General features: G+C 69.2%; 11 protein-coding genes. 2 read left to right on the top strand and 9 right to left on the bottom strand.

Annotation, left to right across the window (positions count from 1 at the left end; translation table 11 throughout):
• Positions 1–101: 101 nt before the first annotated feature.
• From ACFXOA_RS31155 to ACFXOA_RS31145, 3 genes are all read right to left on the bottom strand, one after another.
• On the bottom strand, positions 102–1517 hold the full coding sequence (locus ACFXOA_RS31155) for an extracellular solute-binding protein (RefSeq protein ID WP_385035350.1): 1416 nt from the start codon (positions 1515–1517) through the stop codon (positions 102–104).
• 406 nt (positions 1518–1923) lie between these two features.
• A complete protein-coding gene (locus ACFXOA_RS31150) occupies positions 1924–6207 on the bottom strand; it encodes a discoidin domain-containing protein (RefSeq protein ID WP_385035348.1) in 4284 nt (1427 codons plus the stop codon).
• A 410-nt stretch (positions 6208–6617) separates the two neighbouring features.
• A complete protein-coding gene (locus tag ACFXOA_RS31145; protein ID WP_385035346.1) occupies positions 6618–7802 on the bottom strand; it encodes a S8 family peptidase in 1185 nt (394 codons plus the stop codon).
• 241 nt (positions 7803–8043) lie between these two features.
• On the opposite strand from ACFXOA_RS31145, the gene ACFXOA_RS31140 reads away from it, so the two are divergent.
• Positions 8044–8682, top strand: a complete 639-nt coding sequence (locus tag ACFXOA_RS31140; RefSeq protein ID WP_385035344.1) for a YdeI family protein — start codon at positions 8044–8046, stop codon at positions 8680–8682.
• A 12-nt stretch (positions 8683–8694) separates the two neighbouring features.
• Here ACFXOA_RS31140 and ACFXOA_RS31135 read toward each other — a convergent pair whose 3' ends face one another.
• On the bottom strand, positions 8695–9120 hold the full coding sequence (locus ACFXOA_RS31135) for an acyl-CoA thioesterase (RefSeq protein WP_385035342.1): 426 nt from the start codon (positions 9118–9120) through the stop codon (positions 8695–8697).
• Positions 9121–9390: 270 nt separating this feature from the next.
• Between ACFXOA_RS31135 and ACFXOA_RS31130 the strand changes: the two genes are divergently transcribed.
• Positions 9391–12402, top strand: coding sequence for a carbohydrate binding domain-containing protein (locus ACFXOA_RS31130; RefSeq protein WP_385035340.1), 3012 nt, complete (start codon positions 9391–9393; stop codon positions 12400–12402).
• Between the two features lie 85 nt (positions 12403–12487).
• Here the strand turns inward: ACFXOA_RS31130 and ACFXOA_RS31125 are convergent, their stop codons facing one another.
• The 5 genes from ACFXOA_RS31125 to ACFXOA_RS31105 all read right to left on the bottom strand — a co-directional run bounded on the left by ACFXOA_RS31125 (position 12488) and on the right by ACFXOA_RS31105 (position 18323).
• Positions 12488–13567: an aldose epimerase family protein gene (locus tag ACFXOA_RS31125; protein WP_385035338.1), complete on the bottom strand. Its 1080-nt coding sequence runs from the start codon at positions 13565–13567 to the stop codon at positions 12488–12490.
• Complete coding sequence (locus ACFXOA_RS31120; RefSeq protein WP_385035336.1) at positions 13567–14604, bottom strand: LacI family DNA-binding transcriptional regulator; 1038 nt, start codon at positions 14602–14604, stop codon at positions 13567–13569. The genes ACFXOA_RS31125 and ACFXOA_RS31120 overlap by 1 nt, the downstream gene beginning before the upstream one ends.
• 67 nt (positions 14605–14671) lie before the next feature.
• Positions 14672–15727, bottom strand: coding sequence for an ABC transporter permease (locus ACFXOA_RS31115; RefSeq protein WP_385035334.1), 1056 nt, complete (start codon positions 15725–15727; stop codon positions 14672–14674).
• Positions 15724–16722, bottom strand: coding sequence for an ABC transporter permease (locus tag ACFXOA_RS31110; protein ID WP_385035332.1), 999 nt, complete (start codon positions 16720–16722; stop codon positions 15724–15726). Before ACFXOA_RS31110 ends, ACFXOA_RS31115 begins: the two co-directional genes overlap by 4 nt.
• Entirely contained in the window at positions 16719–18323 is a 1605-nt protein-coding gene (locus ACFXOA_RS31105; protein WP_385035330.1) for a sugar ABC transporter ATP-binding protein, read from the bottom strand. The genes ACFXOA_RS31110 and ACFXOA_RS31105 overlap by 4 nt, the downstream gene beginning before the upstream one ends.
• Positions 18324–18473: the final 150 nt, after the last annotated feature.

Below are 18473 nucleotides of genomic sequence, written 5' to 3'. Positions count from 1 at the left end.
CTTTTTGTTTTTTTTTTTGTTCTGGTGGTTTTTTTTTTTTTTATTCTCCTGGGTGCGGGCGGGGGGGCGGGCCCCGCCCCGGGCCCCCCCCCCCACGTCCGCTACTGGTTCGCCAGGACCTGGTTGACCTGCTGCTCCGCGGTGTCGAGCAGCTTGTCGATGTCGGCGTCCTTGTTGGTCAGGACGGCGGACATCGCGTTGTCGAGGATCTTGTAGATCTCCTGCGCCTTGGGCGGCTCGGCCTTGCCGGCGACGGGGTTGTCCATGAACGCCTTGAAGTTCTGGACGGGCATCGTGGCGTTGGCGGCGCGGTCGGCGTCGTCCTTCTTCTTGCTCTCGCCGGTGAAGAAGTTGGGCTGCGGGAGGCCGACGGGCAGCTTGTCCGCCTTGGTGCGGGCCCATTCGAACTGGCCGGCGCCGGGGGTGAGGTTCTTGAAGTTCAGCCAGGCGACGGCGGCCTTGATCTTGTCGGGCGAACTGCCCTTCTTGATCATGTAGTTGTTGCCGCCGAACAGGGTTCCCTGGGCGCCGGGGATCGGGCCGAGCCCGAAGTTCTCGTACTGTGCGCCGAGCTGCTGGACCATGTAGGCGATGTCATCGGGTGCGGCCAGGAACATGCCGAGCTTGTCCGTGGCGATCTGCTTCTGCAGGTCGCCCCACTTGAGCAGCTGGGTCTGACCCATGCTGTCGTCCTTCCAGCGCATGTCGTGCAGCTGCTGGAGGACCTGCTTGCCCTTGTCGTCGTTGAACGCGGCCTTCTTCCCGCTCGCGTCCACGACGTCGCCCCCGAGGCCGTACTGGGTGGCGGTGAAGTGCCAGCCGCCGTTGTTTCCCGCGCTGTACTCGCCGAAGCCGGCGATGCCCTTGCCGAGGGCGGCGATCTTCTTGCTCGCGGCGCGGACCTCGTCCCAGGTCGCCGGAGGGGTGTCGGGGTCCAGACCGGCCTGCGTGAACAGCTTCCGGTTGATCATGAGGCCCATGGTGTAGTTGCTGGTGGGCAGCGCGTAGAGCTTGCCGTCCTTGCGGGCGACGTCGAGCACCTGGGGCTGGATGTCGTTCAGGGCGGGGACGGACTTGTCGTTGACGTACGCGGAGATGTCCTCGGCACCGTCGTTGTCCAGCACCTGCTGGAGGTCGGTGAAGTAGGCGTAGAAGACGTCGGGCTGGGACTTGCCCTTGAGCATGGCCGTGAAGCGCGGGGGCTCCAGGCACTGCCCCGGCGTCGACTTCCCGTCGATCTTGACGTTCGGGTACTTCTTGTTGAACGTCTTGACGTCTTCGTTCCACTCGCGCAGCTCCGCGGCCTTCGCCGCCGGCGGCATGCAGTCGATCGTCAGCGTGACCTTGGTCTTCGGGTCGAGCGGCGCGGACGGATCGGACGAGCCGCTGCCGGAGTTGTCGTTCTCGTCGCCACTGCTGCTGCTCGTTCCGCAGGAGGCGAGGGCGGTCAGGGCGAGCGCGGTGACGACGGCGGCCGCGGAGGCACGGCGGGTTCGGCGGAAGCCAGCACTTCTCATCGGTGGTCCCCTTCGGGCATGAGCACGGAGGCCTCGGCCGACTCTCTGCCGGGGCGCGGCATACTCAACCACCGGCATCAACCAAGCGCAATATCTCGCGCAGATTTCGTAAATGTTTGACAGTGCTCCGCATGTGACGAGCGAGTTCCGACAAGTCACCCGACAGTACCCGGACATGCATCTGCCCGGCTCACGCATGGCGAGCCGGGCGGACGCACACGGTCACACATCACCCGCGCGAATGCAGGCGACGGAGAGGCCCTGCGCGCCGCCTCAAGGGCCTGTGCCGCAAGAGGCGGACTTCTGAACGCAAAGAGCCTACGCACCGCGAGACGCGCCGTGGAGCCCGCCCGCACCCCTGCCAGGGGCGCGGGCGGGCACGGGAGCCGCGGCTGCGGCGCAGCCGCTACGGGTTGATGTTGATCTTGAAGGTGGACGTCGTGTTCCTCACGTCCTGGGCGTTGCCACTGAGCTTGAGGCCGTTGAAGGTGACCTCACCGACGGCGGGCCCCTGGCCTGCCTCCGGCATCTCGTTGGCCCACAGTCCGAAGCCGGACTTCGCGTCGAAGGCGTCGCCGCTCTTGCGCGCACCGCTGATCGAGATGTCGGTGAGCACGGTGTCCTTGATCGGGAACTGCGGCTGTCCTCCTACGTAGTTGGTCTGGAACATGATCCCGCTGTACGTCGGGGCGACGATGTCCACATCGGAGATGCGGATGCCCTGGAACACCTTGGAGGCCGAGAACAGCCAGATCCCGGGGAAGGTCTGCGAGCCCCAGAAGTGGCCTCCGGAACGCACGACCGACACGTTGTCGATCGCCGTCGGCCCCGTGCCGAAGCCGTTCATCGGGTAGCCGAAGTCCAGCGAGCTGACCGTGATCCCGGAGTAGACCAGGGTGTCGGCGATGCGGATGTTGCGGAAGGTGTTGTCGTATCCGCCGTAGACCGCGAGCCCGGCCGCCCGCCAGGTGAGGATGGACGTCAGGTTCTCGTAGACGTTGTTCTTCATGTCCGAGCCGCCGGCGTCGATCGCGGAGAACAGCGCGAAGCTGTCGTCACCCGTCGCCCGTGCCTCGTTGTTGACGACGTGGTTGTCGGTGGATCCGTTGGTCATGTTGATGCCGTCGGCGAACATGTTGCGTATGCGGGAGTTCTTGATCGTGATGCTGTCGGTGTTCGCGCCCCAGTAGAGGCACACCATGTGCTCGTTCCAGATGTTGTCGATCACGATGTCCGAGACGTTGGAGAAGTCGAACACCTTGCCCGGCCCGTCGATACGCGACGTGTAGTTGCCGAAGTACGCGAAGTTCGAGAACGAGGAGCCCTTCGCGCTCGCCTCCGCCCGGAACCCGATGTCGGTGTTGTCCTGGGTGGACGGGGCCCGGAAGCGGGTGAACCACGGTCCCGCCCCGACGACCTTCACGGCCTTGCCGTAGACCTGGAACTTGCTGGACGTGGCGTAGTCGCCGGCGGGCAGGTAGACGCCCACCAGCTTGCCGGTGGTGTCCATCCTGACCTTGTCCAGGGCGTTCTGGACGTCCTGGTGGGTGAAGCCGGCCGGCACGGTGTAGGTGGCGGGATCCGGGTTCGCCACCTGGGTGACCTGCTCCAGACTGACGAAGTCGATCGCGTACTTGCTGGTGTTGGCCGAGTCCTTCTGCAGGCGGATCCTGCTGCCCGCCGGAACGGTCTTGCCCAGCATGACGTTCGCCTCGTCGTAGATGTGCCGGGGCGCACCCGAACCGGGGTCGTTGCCCGGTCCGGTCTCGTTCCCGTACAGCCAGGCGTACTTGGAGGTGAGGTCGATGGCCTTCAGGAACGTGCCGTCCACGTAGATGTTCAGCTTGGAGTCGATGCCGCCGCCGCCCGCGGAGTCCGGGATGGAGAACCGGGTGACCAGGGTGTTGGTGGAGGCACGCGTCGTGAACTCGACGTAGTTTCCGGTGCTGTCGAGGGTCACGGCCTTGCGGCCCGACGCCTCACCCGCCACGTCGCCGACGGTCCGGTTGGGACCGACGACCTTGGCGCCGCCGCCCACGGCCCCGTCCTCGGCCTCGTACATGTCGTACGGCATGTTGGCGCCGCGGCCGATGAACAGCGATTCCGTGCTGGTGTTGTTGGTGCGCTTCACCGGGAGTTCGTTCGCGTCGTCGGCGATCACCACCTTCGCCGTGTACGAACCGTTGGCCGCCGTCCAGGTGCCGAGCGACACGGGTGCGGTGGTCGCGCCCGCCGCGATGGCACCGTTGTAGGCGCCGGTGAGCGTCTTCACCGTGGCGCCCTTGGAGTCGGTCAGGGTCAGGGTGATCCCGTGACCTCCGCTCGCGGAGGCGATGGAGCCCTGGTTCCTCACGTCGACGGAGAAGGTGACCGTGTCCCCGTCCGAGGGCGCGGACGGGGAGGTCCTGACCGCTCCGGCGACCAGGTCCGAGCTGGAGACCGGCTTGACGACCAGCGGGGCGGTGGCGGTGAACCGGTTGTCGGTCTCGTTCTGTTCGATGATCTCGTTCGCCGGGTCGACGACGGCTCCGAGCGCGTAGCTGCCCGCGTCGAGCGCACCGATGCCGGCGGTGACCTGGGCGGACGCGCCCGCGGCCAGGGCGCCGACACCGGCTGTGGCGACCTTGGAACCGCCGAGCTCGAAGTCTAGCTTCCCGGCCGGGGAGGCGACGGCGCCGGAGTTGCGGACGGTGGCGGTCAGGGTGACGGCGTCCGACTCGACGGGAGCCGACGGTGAGGATCCGACCGCCGTGACCTGGAGGTCCGGGTTGGGTGCCGGAGAGCCCAGTACCTGGAACTCGGCCACCTGCCCCGCACCGGAACCGCTGTTGGCGGTGAACTTCAGCTGCACGTCGGCCACCCGGGCGGTGACCGGGATCGTCACCGTGTTGCCCGTGGCGGGGCTGAACGCGTAGTCCTTGGCGGCGGCCAGGCTCGTGAACGATGTGGCGTTCTGCTCACGCCCCAGGACCTGGATGTTCTGCGTCCTGGCTCCCCAACTGCTGTCGGGGTTGAGCTTGACGACGACGCTCTCGGTGTCGGCGTTGGCGCCCAGCTTGACCGTGAGGGTGTTCGGGTAGCTGCCGCCCGCACCCTCCCAGTAGGTGGTGAGCGAGTTGTCGTTGGCGTTGGCCGCGACGAAGGTGTGGACCACGGAGGAGGCGGTGATCGGCTTGGAGACGGCGAGGTTGGAGGAGGCGGACGGCGATCCGTTGCGCGTCACGCTGTTGCTGGCGCCGGATATGTTGCCCGCGGCGTCCCTGGCCCGCACGACGTAGGTGACGGTCGTGGCCGCCGACTGGGTGTCGGTGTACGTGGTGACGTCACCTGCCACGCTCTTGCGGAGCACGTTGTTGGCGTAGAGGTCGTAACCGGTGACGCCCTTGTTGTCCGTGGAGGCGTTCCAGGTCAGCTTGATCTGCCCGGCTGACGGCTCGGTGAACGCCAGGCCGGACGGCGCGGTGGGCGCCTGCGTGTCGCCGGAGGCACCCGTGCGGGTGACGGTGTTGCTGTTGCCGGACACGTTGCCCGCCGCGTCCCTGGCGCGCACGCGGTACGAGACCGTCTCGTCGGCCGGCCGGGTGTCGGTGTAGGTGGTGACGCCGCCGGCGACGGTGGTGAGCAGGTCGTTCCCGGCGTAGACGTCGTATCCGGTGACGCCGGTGTCGTCCGAGGACGCCTTCCAGGTCAGCCTGATCTGCCCGGTCGCCGGCTCGGTGAACGCCAGATCCGCGGGCGCCGTCGGCGCCTGCGTGTCCCCGGAGCTCGGCCCGTACACCTCCAGCTCGGACAGCTGTCCGGCCGGCTGTACGGAGTTGGCGGTGACGAGCACCCGGACGTAGCGGGTGGTGGTGGCGTCGAAGGAGATCGTCGCCGACTGCCCTCCCGCCGCGTTGAAGGTGTAGGCCTTCGACGCGGTCAGGTCACCGAAGTCCGAACCGTTGGTGCTGCCCTGGATCTTCAGCGTCTGGGTGCGCTGCTCCCAGCCGTCGGGCAGGCGCAGCACCACGCGGTCGACGCGGACGGAGGAGCCCAGGTCGGCCTGGATCCACTGCGGAAGCGCGTTGTTCCGGCTCTCCCAGTAGCTGGCACGGTTCCCGTCGTTTCCGTTGGAGGCCGTGTAGGTCTCGGTGTAGCTGCTCGCCGTGAGCGTCCTGCCCGAGGCGAGGTCGGCCGAGGACTCCCCTGCCGCCCGGACCTCCAGTTCGGAGAGCTGGGCGTTCTGCCAGCCGGTGTTGGCCGTGATGTTCACCCGCACGAAGCGGGTCTGCGTGGCCGGGAAGGAGATCCTGACCTCGTTGGAGGATCCGGGACTGAAGGTGTACGCGGCGGAGGACTTCAGAGTCGCGAAGCTGGTGCCGTCGGCGCTTCCCTGGAGCGAGAGCGTCTGCTGTCTGGTCTCCCATCCCGCAGGAAGCTTGAGCCTCACCTCGTCGACCCGGGCGGTCGCTCCGAGGTCCGCCTGCACCCACTGCGGGAGGCTGCCCGTCCCTTCCCAGTAGGTCGCCTGGTTGCCGTCGGTCACGTTGCGGGCGACGTACTCGCCGGCGCTGCTCGCGGTCGCCGTCCGTCCTGCGGCGATGTTGGGACCGTCGGCCGCCGAGGCGGTGAGCGACGGCCATCCGATCATCAGAAGACTGGTGGTGACGACGGCGGACAACGCCCGCCATCTCCAGCGTTGGGCTCTCATAGGTCCCCGATCTTCGGGCCACGACGCGGGACACGCCGAGGGCGCGGCTCTGTTGATCAGCCCGGAGGCGCTTATTTCTGCGCTTGCCGAGCTGAGTTTTGCGCTTTGCCGTCAGAGAGTTGCAGACAAGGGCCGAAGCGTCCACGGTTGGGACAGAAAAGGGAGCGCGGGTACGGAAGCGCACAGGCCATCAAATGGGCTTCTGTGCACGCCATTTCACCGAGTTCTGCGCACAGGACGGACAGCCTGGCCAGCGCTCCACCCACGTAAGAAATTTGCGCAATGGCGCAAGTTCGAGGAAAGTGCCTGATCGAGGGCGTGCTCCACGGCACACGGAAGAGCGGGGCCCGCGGAACGCGGACCCCGCTCGGTGGTGCGGCCGACCGTCGGCCTCCTGGTTCACCAGCCGGTCAGAGACCGCCGGTGTACAGCAGCCGGTCCGGGGAGCCGGCGCCCAGACCGGTCAGGACGTCCGGGGTCGCGTCCGCGGCGAGCTGGTCGGCGACCTGCTGAGGTGTCGCGTCCGGGTTCTGCTCCTTGTAGAGAGCCGCGACACCGGCGACATGCGGGCTGGCCATGGACGTACCGCTCAGCGTGGTGGATCCGCCGCCGAGCTTGGCGGACACGATGTCGACGCCGGGAGCGTACAGCCCGACGCAGGTGCCCCAGTTGCTGAACGTGGCCTGACGGTCCTGCTTGTCGCTCGCGCCCGTGGCGAGCACTCCGTCCGCACGGGCCGGCGACACGTCGCACGCGTCCTGGTTCTCGTTGCCCGCTGCGACGACGGGCAGGGTGCCCTCCTCCGCCAGTGCGTTGAACGCGTCGTCGACGGCCTGGGACGCGGGACCACCGAGGGAGGCGTTGGCCACGGCGGGCTGCTCGGCGTTCTGGGCGATCCAGTCGAGACCCGCGATGATCCCGGCCCAGGTGCCCGAGCCCTCGCAGTCGAGTACGCGCACCGGAACGAGCGAGGCACCGGGGGCGACCCCGTACGTCGCGCCGGCGACGGTCCCGGCCACGTGCGTGCCGTGACCGTTGCAGTCCTCGCCGTCACGGCCGTCGCCGATCGCGTCGTACCCGGGACCCACCCGGCCGCCGAACTCGCTGTGGGCGGCCTCGATCCCGGTGTCCAGGATGTAGGCGGTCACCCCCTGCCCCGTGCCCGCCGCCTCGTAGGCGCCGTCCAGCGGAAGGTTTCGCTGGTCGATACGGTCCTGACCCCAGCTTCCGGCGGCCACCCGCTGTCCCGACACCGTCTTGGCCGCAGGCGGCGAGACCGACGCCTCGCTGTTCTCCTCGACCGCCTGGACCCCGGCCGATCCGCGCACCTCCTTCAGCTGCTCGGCCGTCAGGGAGGCGGCGAAGCCGTGCAGGACCTTGCTGTACGTGAAGAGGGTGTCGACCCCTAGCTGCTCGGCCATGGCGCCCGGAGCCTGGTCCGGCGACAGGGTGACGATGTACTGACCGGGCACGGCGCGGGTGGACTTCTGCACCGGCACGAGCGTCTCGCCGGTGTCGGCCGTGGCCGTGGTGGTGCCGATCAGGGGCGCGATCAGCAGTAGAGCGGCTGGTGCCCAGCGGGCGCGCAGGCGCATACGTTCTCCCTTGGAGGTGAAGACGGGCCGCGGGCCTGGTCAGGCCCACGACGTGCGAACACCTGACCCTTCGTCCACAACCGGGGCAGGCCTTGAGCCGTGTCAGCCGGACAGCGCAACGATCGGAGGGCGAAGGCCCGGCCGGGCGAGTGAAGATCACCTCACCATCAGCAGGACCGAGTCCGCGGGGGCCGCCCCGATCAGGTCAGCTTCTGACCTGTCGCACGGCTAGCCTGCGGTCATGAACTCCTCGCAGAGACAGGCGGACACCTCGCCGGCCGACGACCGCGGCAGGAAGGCGGGCGCCGGCCCGGGTACGGAGCCGCTGTTCTTCACAGGCCCCGACGAGCTGGAGCGGTGGCTGGACGGGCACCACGCCGTGACGCCCAGCCTGTGGATCAAGGTCGCGAAGAAGAGCACCGGGATCAAGACGGTCACGGCGTCCGAGATCATCGACACGGTGCTCTGCTACGGGTGGATCGACGGGCAGCGCAAGTCGCTCGACGAGACCTACTACCTCCAGCGGATCTCGCCCAGGCGGCCGGGCAGCGCGTGGTCCCTCGTCAACGTACGGAAGGTGGAGGCCCTGTCGGCCGCGGGCCGGATGCGCGAGTCCGGCGAGGCCCAGGTGCGCATCGCGCGGGAGGACGGGCGCTGGGCCGCGGCGTACCCCTCGCAGAGGGAGGCCACCGTGCCCGCCGACCTCGCGGCGGCGCTGGCCTCCGAGCCCCGGGCCGCCGATCACTTCGAGACGCTCGGCAAGACGGAGCGCTACCTGGTGGTCCTGCACCTGCTTACGGCGAGGACGCCCGGGCTCAGGGCGCGGCGTCTGGACCGGGCGATCACGAAGCTGGCGTCGGGGCAGACGCCCCGGCCCTGACGGCCACCCGCCTCAGTCGGTGGCGATCCCGAGCAGCTCGGGCTTCTCGGCCAGTTCGGCGAACCGGCCGGCCGGGTCCGGGATCAGCCGACGGGCCTTCAGGTCGAGGATCCCGCCTACCCCGGTGATCTCCGCCGCCACTGCGCCGTCCTCCTTGATGATCTGCTGCCGGATGCCGAAGGTCTTGCGTGCGCCGTGGAGCAGTTCGCAGGTGACGCGCACCCGCTCTCCACCGCGCAGCTCCCGTAGGTACTTCACCGTCACCTCCAGCTGCACCGGACCGATTCCGTGGTCCAGGAGCTTCTCCTGAGGCAGTCCCGCCTCGCGGAGGAGTTCCCAGCGCGCGTGCTCGGCGTACTGCAGGTAGACCGCCTGGTTGAGATGGCCGTGGGTGTCGAGTTCGTAACCGCGCACCGTGACACCGACGAAGTAGGTCATGCATCGCGGAACGCCGTCGCTTACCCCTGCATTCCCGGGATCACTCGCACGCCGGACCCCTTTACGGACCTGTCATGCCCCGGTAACTTCCTCGATGCAAGAGATTGCAGCAAGACACTGACAGGAATTGCTGTCGGTGCGCACCGCTCGCCCGAACCCCGAGGCGCGTCCGGGTTCTCCGGCGGAATCCTGACGGCCGCTCCCCAGGAGCGGCCGTGCTGTCGGCAGTCGCGGCCCACCCGCCCGCGACCCTCCCCTGGAGACACACGAATGAGACGCACCCCTGTCCGGCTGCTCGGCCGCCCCGCGGCCGCCGCCGTCGCGGCGACGGTGATGCTGGGCCTCCTCACCCCCGCACCGGAGCCTCCGGGCGCCGGATCCGCCGTTCCGGCGGCCGCGTCGGAGTCCTCGGCCACCGTCTTCTACTACACCAAGACCAAGAACTGGTCGTCCTACAAGCTGCACTACGCCCCCGACGGCGGGGCCTGGACCAACGTCCCCGGTGCGGCCATGGAACCCGCCTGCACGGACTGGGTGAAACGCACCGTCGACCTGGGTGGCGCTTCCGGTCTGTCCGCGACGTTCAACAACGGCGCCGGGGTGTGGGACAACAACGCCGGCAGGAACTACGCCCTGGGCACCGGTGCGATCACCGTCAAGGACGGTGTGGTGGCCCACAGCGACCCGTGCGCGGAGGCCGGGACCGATCCGGAGGAGGACGGCAACACCGCCTCGGTCTACTACTCGACGGCCACGGTCGGCTGGACGACGGCCAACCTCCACTACCAGCCGGCAGGCGGATCCTGGACCACCGTGCCCGGAGTGGGTATGGAGCCGGCCTGCACGGGCTGGGTCAGGAAGACGGTCGGGCTCGGCACGGCCACCTCGATGCTGGCCGCCTTCAACAACGGCAACGGAGTCTGGGACAACAACAACGGGAGCAACTACACGCTTCCCACCGGCCTCACCACGGTGAAGGACAGGAAGGTGACGACGGGCGCCGAGGACCCGTGCGCCGCGGAGGCACCGGACACCAGCGCCCCGACGGCTCCGGCCCGGCTGAGAGCGAGCGCGGAAGGGGTGTCGGTCGTTCTGACCTGGGATCCCTCGACGGACGACCGGGGTGTGACGAAGTACCAGGTCACCCGTGCCGGCGGGACGAAGGGCACGGTGGTCGGCGACGTCGGCTCCACGGTGTTCTCGGACACCGGTCTCGAGGCCAGGACGGAGTACCGGTACACCGTCAGAGCGGTCGACGCCGCCGGGAACGTCTCGGCCGCCTCCGCCGCGGCCACCGTGACGACCGGGGACAAGCCGACGGCCCCCGCCGCCGGGAAGCCCCTGGGCACGGACCCGCGCAAGGACCCGATCTACTTCGTGCTCACCGCCCGTTTCAACGACGGCGACCCGACGAACAACCGGGGCGGCAGCCAGCACACCAAGTCGGGGAACGCCGCCAACGACGACCCCATGTTCCGGGGCGACTTCAAGGGCCTGATCGAGAAGCTCGACTACATCAAGGGCCTCGGCATGTCCGCGGTCTGGATCACCCCCGTGGTCCTGAACCGCTCCGACTACGACTACCACGGCTACCACGGCTACGACTTCTACAAGGTGGACGCCCGGCTCGAGTCCGCCGGCGCCTCGTACCAGGACCTCATCGACGCGGCGCACGCCAAGGGCATGAAGATCTACCAGGACGTCGTCTACAACCACTCCTCACGGTGGGGCGCCAAGGGGCTGTTCACCCCGAAGACGTACGGCGTGCGCGACACCCAGTGGAGCTGGTACTACGACGAGAGGAACGACGGCTTCGAGTACGACGGGCTGAGCGTCGAGACCAAGTCCGGGAAGTCGTACTACAACGGCGACCTGTGGTCCACGGCCGAGCCCGCGGGCAACACCTGTGTCAACTGGGGCACTCCGACGCAGTACACGTCGCCGGAGGGCTACCGGATCTACAACTGCCAGTGGCCCAACCCCACATCGGGCATGTTCCCCAAGGCGTACTACCACAACTGCTGGATCGGCAACTGGGAGGGCGAGGACTCGCGTTCGTGCTGGCTGCACGAGGACCTCGCCGATTTCAACACGGAGAGCGCGCCCGTGCAGAACTACCTGATCGGCGCCTACGACAAGTACATCGACATGGGTGTCGACGGCTTCCGCGTCGACACGGCGGTGCACATCCCCCGCACGACCTGGAACCGCCGCTTCCTCCCGGCCATCCAGGAGCGCGTGACGCAGCGGTTCGGCGCCGAGGCCGCCGAGAACTTCTTCGTCTTCGGAGAGGTCGCCGCCTTCGTCAACGACAAGTGGAACCGCGGCTCGGTCAACCACTCGGCGCAGTTCTACACCTGGAAGGAGCGCAGGGAGTACGACGCGGACGACGGGAAGGCCGCGCTCGAGATGTACGACTACGAGCAGCAGCAGGGCACCGGGTCGCAGCCCACGTCGACCAACGCGTTCCTGAACGGCAACAGCTACCACACCCCGGACCACAGCAAGTTCTCCGGGATGAACGTCATCGACATGCGGATGCACATGAACTTCGGTGACGCGAACAACGCGTACAGCAACGGCAAGGACTCGGACGACAGTTACAACGACGCCACGTACAACGTCGTGTACGTCGACAGTCACGACTACGGGCCCAACAAGAGCAGCGAGCGTTACGCGGGCGGCACCGACGCCTGGGCCGAGAACATGTCGCTGATGTGGACGTTCCGGGGCATCCCCACGCTGTACTACGGCTCCGAGATCGAGTTCCAGGCCGGCAAGAAGATCGACTGCGGACCCACCTGTCCGCTGGCGACGACCGGGCGCGCCTACTTCGGGGACCACCTGGCGGGCGAGGTCCAGGCCTCGGACTTCGGCACGGTCTCCTCGGCGTCCGGCGCCGTCGCCGGAACGCTGGCGAAACCGCTGGTCAAGCACGTGCAGCGGCTCAACCAGATCCGGCGGGCCGTGCCCGCCCTCCAGATGGGGCAGTACTCCACCGAGGGCATCACCGGCTCGATGGCGTACAAGCGGCGGTACACCGACACCGCGAGCGGCGTCGACAGCTTCGCGCTGGTGACGGTCACGGGCGGGGCCACCTACACGGGCATCCCCGACGGCACCTACAAGGACGCCGTGACGGGTGACACCAAGGTGGTGAGCGGGGGCACGCTGACGGTCGCGGCGCCCGGGAAGGGCAACCTGCGGGTGTACGTCCTCGACCTGGGTGGCTCGAACGCGGCCCCGGGGAAGATCGGGACGGCGGGCCCGTACCTGAAGTGATCATGACGCGGCCGGCCACGCGGATGCGCGTGACCGGCCGCGGTGTGATGCCGGGGTGCCCGAGCCGTGTTCGGCGTGGCCTGCCCTATGCGGTCAGGTCCCGGCCGGCCAGATGCGGGAAGCGCAGTTCGGTCCTGCTGCGAGCCGTCTCCCCGGGGCGCAGCACGGGGCTGGGCAGGTCCGGCCGGTTGGGTGAGTCGGGCAGGTGCTGGGTCTCCAGGCAGATCGCGCCGTGCCGCTCGTGACGGCGGCCTGTCCCGTCGGTGAAGGAACCGTCGAGCTGGTTGGCGGTGTAGACCTGGATGCCGGGCTCCGTCGTCCACACCTCCATCACCCGGGCCGCCTCCGGGGCGGTGAGCCGTGCGGCCCGGCGGAGACCGCTTCCGGGGTCCCGCAGGACCCAGCAGTGGTCGAAGCCGCCCGCGGCGCGCAGTTGCCCGTTCTCGGTGGCGAGTCGTTCCGACAGGAGCCGTGGGGTGGTGAGGTCGAACGGGGTTCCGGCCACCTCGGCCGGGGGACCCAGCGGAATGCCGTCGTCGTCCACCGGCAGATAGGTGTCCGCGTCGACCTCCAGGCGGTGGCTCAGGACGTCGCCGTGGCCCGCCAGGTCGAAGTAGGCGTGGTTGGTGAGGTTGACGACGGTCGGGCGGTCGGTGACCGAGGCGTAGTCGACGGCCAGGGTGCCCGATGTGTCGAGGGTGTAGGTGACGGTGGCGTCCAGAGCTCCCGGGAAGCCCATGTCCCCGTCGGGGCTGTGAAGGGTGAGGCGCACGGACACGCTGTCGTCTCCGCGGTCCTCCTCGGCCGTCCAGACCTTGGTGTGGAAGCCGTCCGGTCCGCCGTGCAGGGCGTGGCCGCGGTCGTTGGCCGGGATGTGGTGTTCGGCCCCGTCCAGGACGAAGCGTCCGTGCGCGATGCGGTTGGCGTAGCGGCCGACGACGGCGCCGAAGTAGGGGTGCTTGGCCGTGTAGTCGTCGAGGGTCGCGAGCGACCGTACGACGGAGGCCTCTGCTCCGTCCGTGTCGGGCACGGTGAGGCTGTGCAGCGACGCGCCGTAGGTCAGGATCTCGGCACGGACGCCCGTGCCGCTGTCGAGGGTCCACAGATCGGTCCGGGTCCCGTGGGTGGATCCGAAGGGGGTGCGGTGCACGGTGGGGCGCGGCATCAGAGGTCCTCGATGGGGCCCGCTCCGGGCCCGTGGGTGGTGGATTCGCGGACGACGAGGCGGTAGCCGGGGCGTGGCCTGCGCGGTTCGGCGACGGGTGTGCCCTTCAGCTGTTCGACGAGGCTGTCGACGGCGAGCCGGGCGATGGCTTCCTTGTCGGGGGCGATGGTGGTGAGTGTGATGGTGGTGTAGCGGCTCTCCTCGATGTCGTCGAAGCCGACGACCGCGACGTCCTCGGGGATGCGCAGGCCGCGTTCGGTGAGGGTCCGCATCGCACCGATGGCGATGAGGTCGTTGTACGCGAACACGGCGTCGGGGCGGGCGTCCCGGTCGAGGAGCTGTGCCATGCCCGCCGCCCCGTCCTCCCGGCCGTAGCCGTCGGTGACGACGACGAGGGACTCGTCGGGGGTGATGCCGGCGGCGGAGAGCTCCTCGCGCCAGCCCCGGAGCCTGAGGTGGGCGGGCTGGCGTTCGCGTCCGGTCCGTGACCCCAGGAAGGCGATCCGCCGTCTTCCCTGGCCGACGAGGTGGCGCACGGCGGCCCTGGCCGCCGCCACGTTGTCGATGGCGATGTGGTCGTAGGGCGCCTCGTACTCGCGTTCGCCCAGGAGGACCAGGGGCGCCGTCTCGGTGCGCGCCATGAGGTCCTCGGTCTCCAGGTGGATGGGACTGAGGATGAGACCGTCGATCACATGGGACCGGAAGCCCTGGCTGACCAGCAGTTCCTTCTCCCTGAGGCCGGCGGTGTGGTCGACCAGGACGGTGTAGTCGTGCCGGGCGGCCGCGTCGATGACGGCCCCGGCGAGCTCGGCGAAGTACGGGTTGCCGAATTCGGGCACGGCGAGGGCGATGATGCCGGTACGGCCCTTGCGCAGATGGCGCGCGGTGAGGTTCGGCCGGTAGCCGAGCTCGTCGATCGCCTGCTGCACCTTGGCGCGCATGGCCGGCGTGACGTGCTGATAGTTGTTCACCACGTTCGACACGGTCTTGATGGACACGCCCGCCCGTTGTGCAACGTCCTTGAGGCTGACGCCCACGGCACTCCTTGGTTCGGCTCGGCTCGTCTTGGTTCGGGTGCTCCGGCCGTGACCGGCCGGCTCGTCGTCAGGTGCTTCTGCGACTGCGCGCCAGATAGCGCTGGGCCACCACGACAACGATAAGGAAACCGCCGCTGACCACCGACTGGTACGAGGAGTTGAGCGAGCCGATCTGGTTGATCAGGTTCTGGATGACGGCCAGCAGCAGGACGCCCCAGAGGGTTCCGCTGATGGATCCGGCGCCTCCGACGAGTAGGGTGCCGCCGATGACGACCGCGGAGATCGCGTCGAGCTCCATGCCCACGCCGACGATGGTGACACCGGACGAGAGCCGGGCGGCGTTGAGCGCGCCGGCCAGTCCGGCGAGCAGACCGCTGAGGGTGTAGACGAGGATCTTGGTACGGGCGACCGGGAGCCCCATCAGGGTGGCGGCGTCGCTGCTGCCGCCGACCGCGAAGAGTGTCTGCCCGAACGAGGTGCGCTGCAGGACCAGTCCTCCGGCGCCGAACAGCACCAGGGCGATGATGATCGGGTAGCCGAAGCCCCAGACCGCGCCCTGGCCGAGCTCGCCGAAGGCGGAGTCCTTGGGGACGAGGTAGGTGGTCGCGCCCTCGTCGGTGAGGGAGAGCAGGAGGCCGCGGGCTCCCAGCAGGGTGGCCAGCGTGACGATGAAGGGGGCCATGTTCCCCCGGGCTATCAGGAAGCCGTTGAGCAGGCCGATCCCCCCGCACACCACCAGAGGCAGCAGCAGTGCGGCGAGGAAGCCGTACTGCGAGGCCCAGGCGGCGAGGACTCCCCCGAGTGCGAAGACCGACCCGACGGACAGGTCGATGCCGCCGGTGATGATGACCATGGTCATGCCGAGGGCGACCACGGCGAGGAAGGACGCCTGGATGGTGATGCCTCGGGCGTTGTCGAGCGACGCGAAGGTCGGGTAGATGAACGACGCGACGATCACGACGGCGAGCAGGACGGCCAGGACGCCCTGGCGCTGGAGGAGTTCGGCGGCACGCTGCCGGCCGGTCGGTTCGGTGCCGGCGGACGGGGGTACGGAGGGGGCCGCGGGGGTCTTCTCGGCCACCTCGGTCCGGACGACGGCGGTGGCGGGCTTGGTTTCGTTCATCGGGACCGACGCTCCCGGGCGACGTAGACGGCGGCGATGATGATGGCCGCCTGGGCGATCTGTGCGGTGGAGTCGGGCAGGTCGTGCTTGACGAGGGTGGCGCGCAGCAGCTGCATGAGCAGGGCGCCCGCGACGGTGCCCAGGACCCGGACGGATCCCCCGTTCAGCGGGGTGCCGCCGACCACGACGGCCGTGATGGCGGAGAGTTCCATCAGGGTGCCGAGCGAGGACGGGTCACTGGCGGTGAGCCGGGCGGTGGCGAGGATGCCGGCGAGGGCGGCGAGGACCCCGCAGATCACGTACACGCCGATGAGGACACGCTTCACGGGGAGGCCGGCGAGGCCCGCGGCGGCACGGTTGCCTCCGACGGCGACGACCTGGCGGCCGAAGGTGGTGCGCTGCACCAGGAAGGCGACGGCGCAGGCGAGGACTCCGGCGATGAGGACGACCAGGGGGATGCCGAGGAAGGATCCGGTGCCGAGCGACAGCAGGTCGGGGTTGACGATCTGCTTGAGCTGGCCGTCGGCCATGACCAGGGCGAGTCCCCGTCCTCCGACGAAGAGGGCGAGGGTGGCGACGATGGGCTGCAGGCCGACGAGTGAGACGAGGGCGCCGTTGACGGCTCCGACGACGGCGCCCGCGAGGAGGGCCACGACCAGGGCCGGGACGAGTCCGTAGCCCAGGTAGAGCGGCAGGAACGCGGCGGCGAGCGCCATCGTCGAACCGACGGACAGGTCGACGCCCTCGGTGCCGATGACCAGCGCCATGCCGAGGGCGACGATGACGATGGGGGCGACCTGGACGAGCTGGGTGCGGAAGTTGTCGGCGGTCATGAAGTGTTCGGTGAACAGCGCGTTGAAGAGCAGCACCACCCCGACGGCGACGTACACGCCGTACCGCTGGTACCAGGCGGGGTCACGCAGCCGTGCGAACGGGCCGGCCGGCGATTCGGGCCGGTCGCTCTTCGTGGGCGGGGCCACGGCGGTCTGGGTCATCGGGGGTCCTCCTGTGCGGCCGGGGCCCGGTCCGCCTCCGGTGCGTGGTCGGCGAGCACTTCGAGCAGCCGGTCCTCGGCCACGTCCTCGCCCGACAGTTCGCCCGCGACGGCGCCGCCGCGCAGGACGACGATCCGGTCGGCGCCCTCGATGAGCTCCTCGATGTCGGAGGAGATGAGCAGGACGGCGAGCCCTTCCTGGGCGAGGTCGTCGATGAGGCTCTGGACCTCGGCCTTCGCGCCGACGTCGATGCCGCGGGTGGGTTCGTCGAGGAGCAGCACCTTGGGCTCCAGGCAGAGCCAGCGGGCCAGCAGGACCTTCTGCTGGTTTCCGCCTGAGAGCTCTCCGACCTTCTGCTCCGGGCTCGACGCCTTGATCCGCAGGCGCTTCATGAAGATGTCGACGATCCGGTCCTGCTTGGCGCGCGAGACGACACCGGCCCGGGAGAGGCGCGGCATCGCCGCCAGCACGATGTTCTCGCGGACGGAGAGACCGGGCACGATGCCCTCGGCCTTGCGGTCCTCGGGCAGCAGGCTGATGCCGGCCCGGATCGCGGCGGCGGGGGTGAGCCGCTTCAGGGGAGTGCCGTCGACGGCGATCTCGCCGGAGTCCACGTGCAGCGCGCCGGAGAGCGCCTTCGCCGTCTCGCTGCGGCCGGAGCCGAGGAGTCCGCCGAGGCCGAGCACCTCTCCCGCGTACAGGGAGACGGATATGTCGTGGAGCTGGAGGCGGCTGGAGATGCCGGTGGCGGTGAGGACGGGCGTACGGGACGCCTCGTGTCCCTCCGCCGCGAAGTTGGTGACGCCGTCTCGGCGGACCTCGGACAGGTCGCGGCCGAGCATCATGGAGACCAGCTGCATCCGGTCGAGGCCGGCGAGGTCGCCGGTGTGGATGTGGCGGCCGTCGCGCAGGACGGTGACCCGGTCGCAGATCCGGTAGAGCTCGTCCATGCGGTGGCTGACGTAGACGACGGCGATGCCCTGGCCGCGGAGGCGTTCGATGACGCGGAAGAGGGTCTCCACCTCACGCGGTTCGAGCGAGGATGTCGGCTCGTCCATGATGACGACCTGGGCGTTCACCGACACCGCGCGGGCGAGGGCGACCATCTGCTGGGTGCCGACCCCGAGGGTGTGCAGGGGGCGCCGGGGATCGACGCGCACGCCGAATCCGTCGAGCAGTTCGCTCGTCTCGCGGTGCATCCGGCCGAAGTCGATGAGGCCGAAGCGGTTCCGGGGCTCGCGGCCGAGGAAGATGTTCCGCGCCACGCTCATCAGCGGGACGAGGTTGACCTCCTGGTAGATCGTGGAGATCCCGGCCTGCTGCGCCTCGAAGGGCCGGGCGAACCGCACGGGTTCACCCGTCATCCTCAGCTCACCACCGTCCGGCCGGTAGACACCGGTCAAAACCTTGATGAGGGTGGACTTGCCGGCGCCGTTCTCCCCGACCAGGGCGTGGGTCTCCCCGGCGCGCAGGGAGAAGGTGACGTCGTCGAGGGCGACGACGCCGGGGAACCGTTTACTCACCGAGCGGGCTTCGAGCACGACGGGGGCGGTCGGGCCGGCCGCCTCCGGTGCCTCGGTTACTGCTTCGGGTGGTGCCATGGGTGTTCTCGGCCTTCCGCTGTCCAAGGGGGCTGGCCCGGGGCCGGGGGGGGGGGGGGGGCGCGCCCCCCCCCCCCCCCCCGGGGGGGGGGGGGGGGGCGGGGCCCCCCCCCCCCCCCCCGCAATCAAAAGCGGTGTTGAGGAGGAAGA

It is taken from the genome of Streptomyces sp. NPDC059166 (assembly GCF_042755185.1).
Classification (GTDB): Bacteria; Actinomycetota; Actinomycetes; order Streptomycetales; family Streptomycetaceae; genus Streptomyces.
The sequence above is the reverse complement of the archived record's forward strand: the minus strand, read 5'-3'. Positions and strand labels throughout refer to the sequence as shown.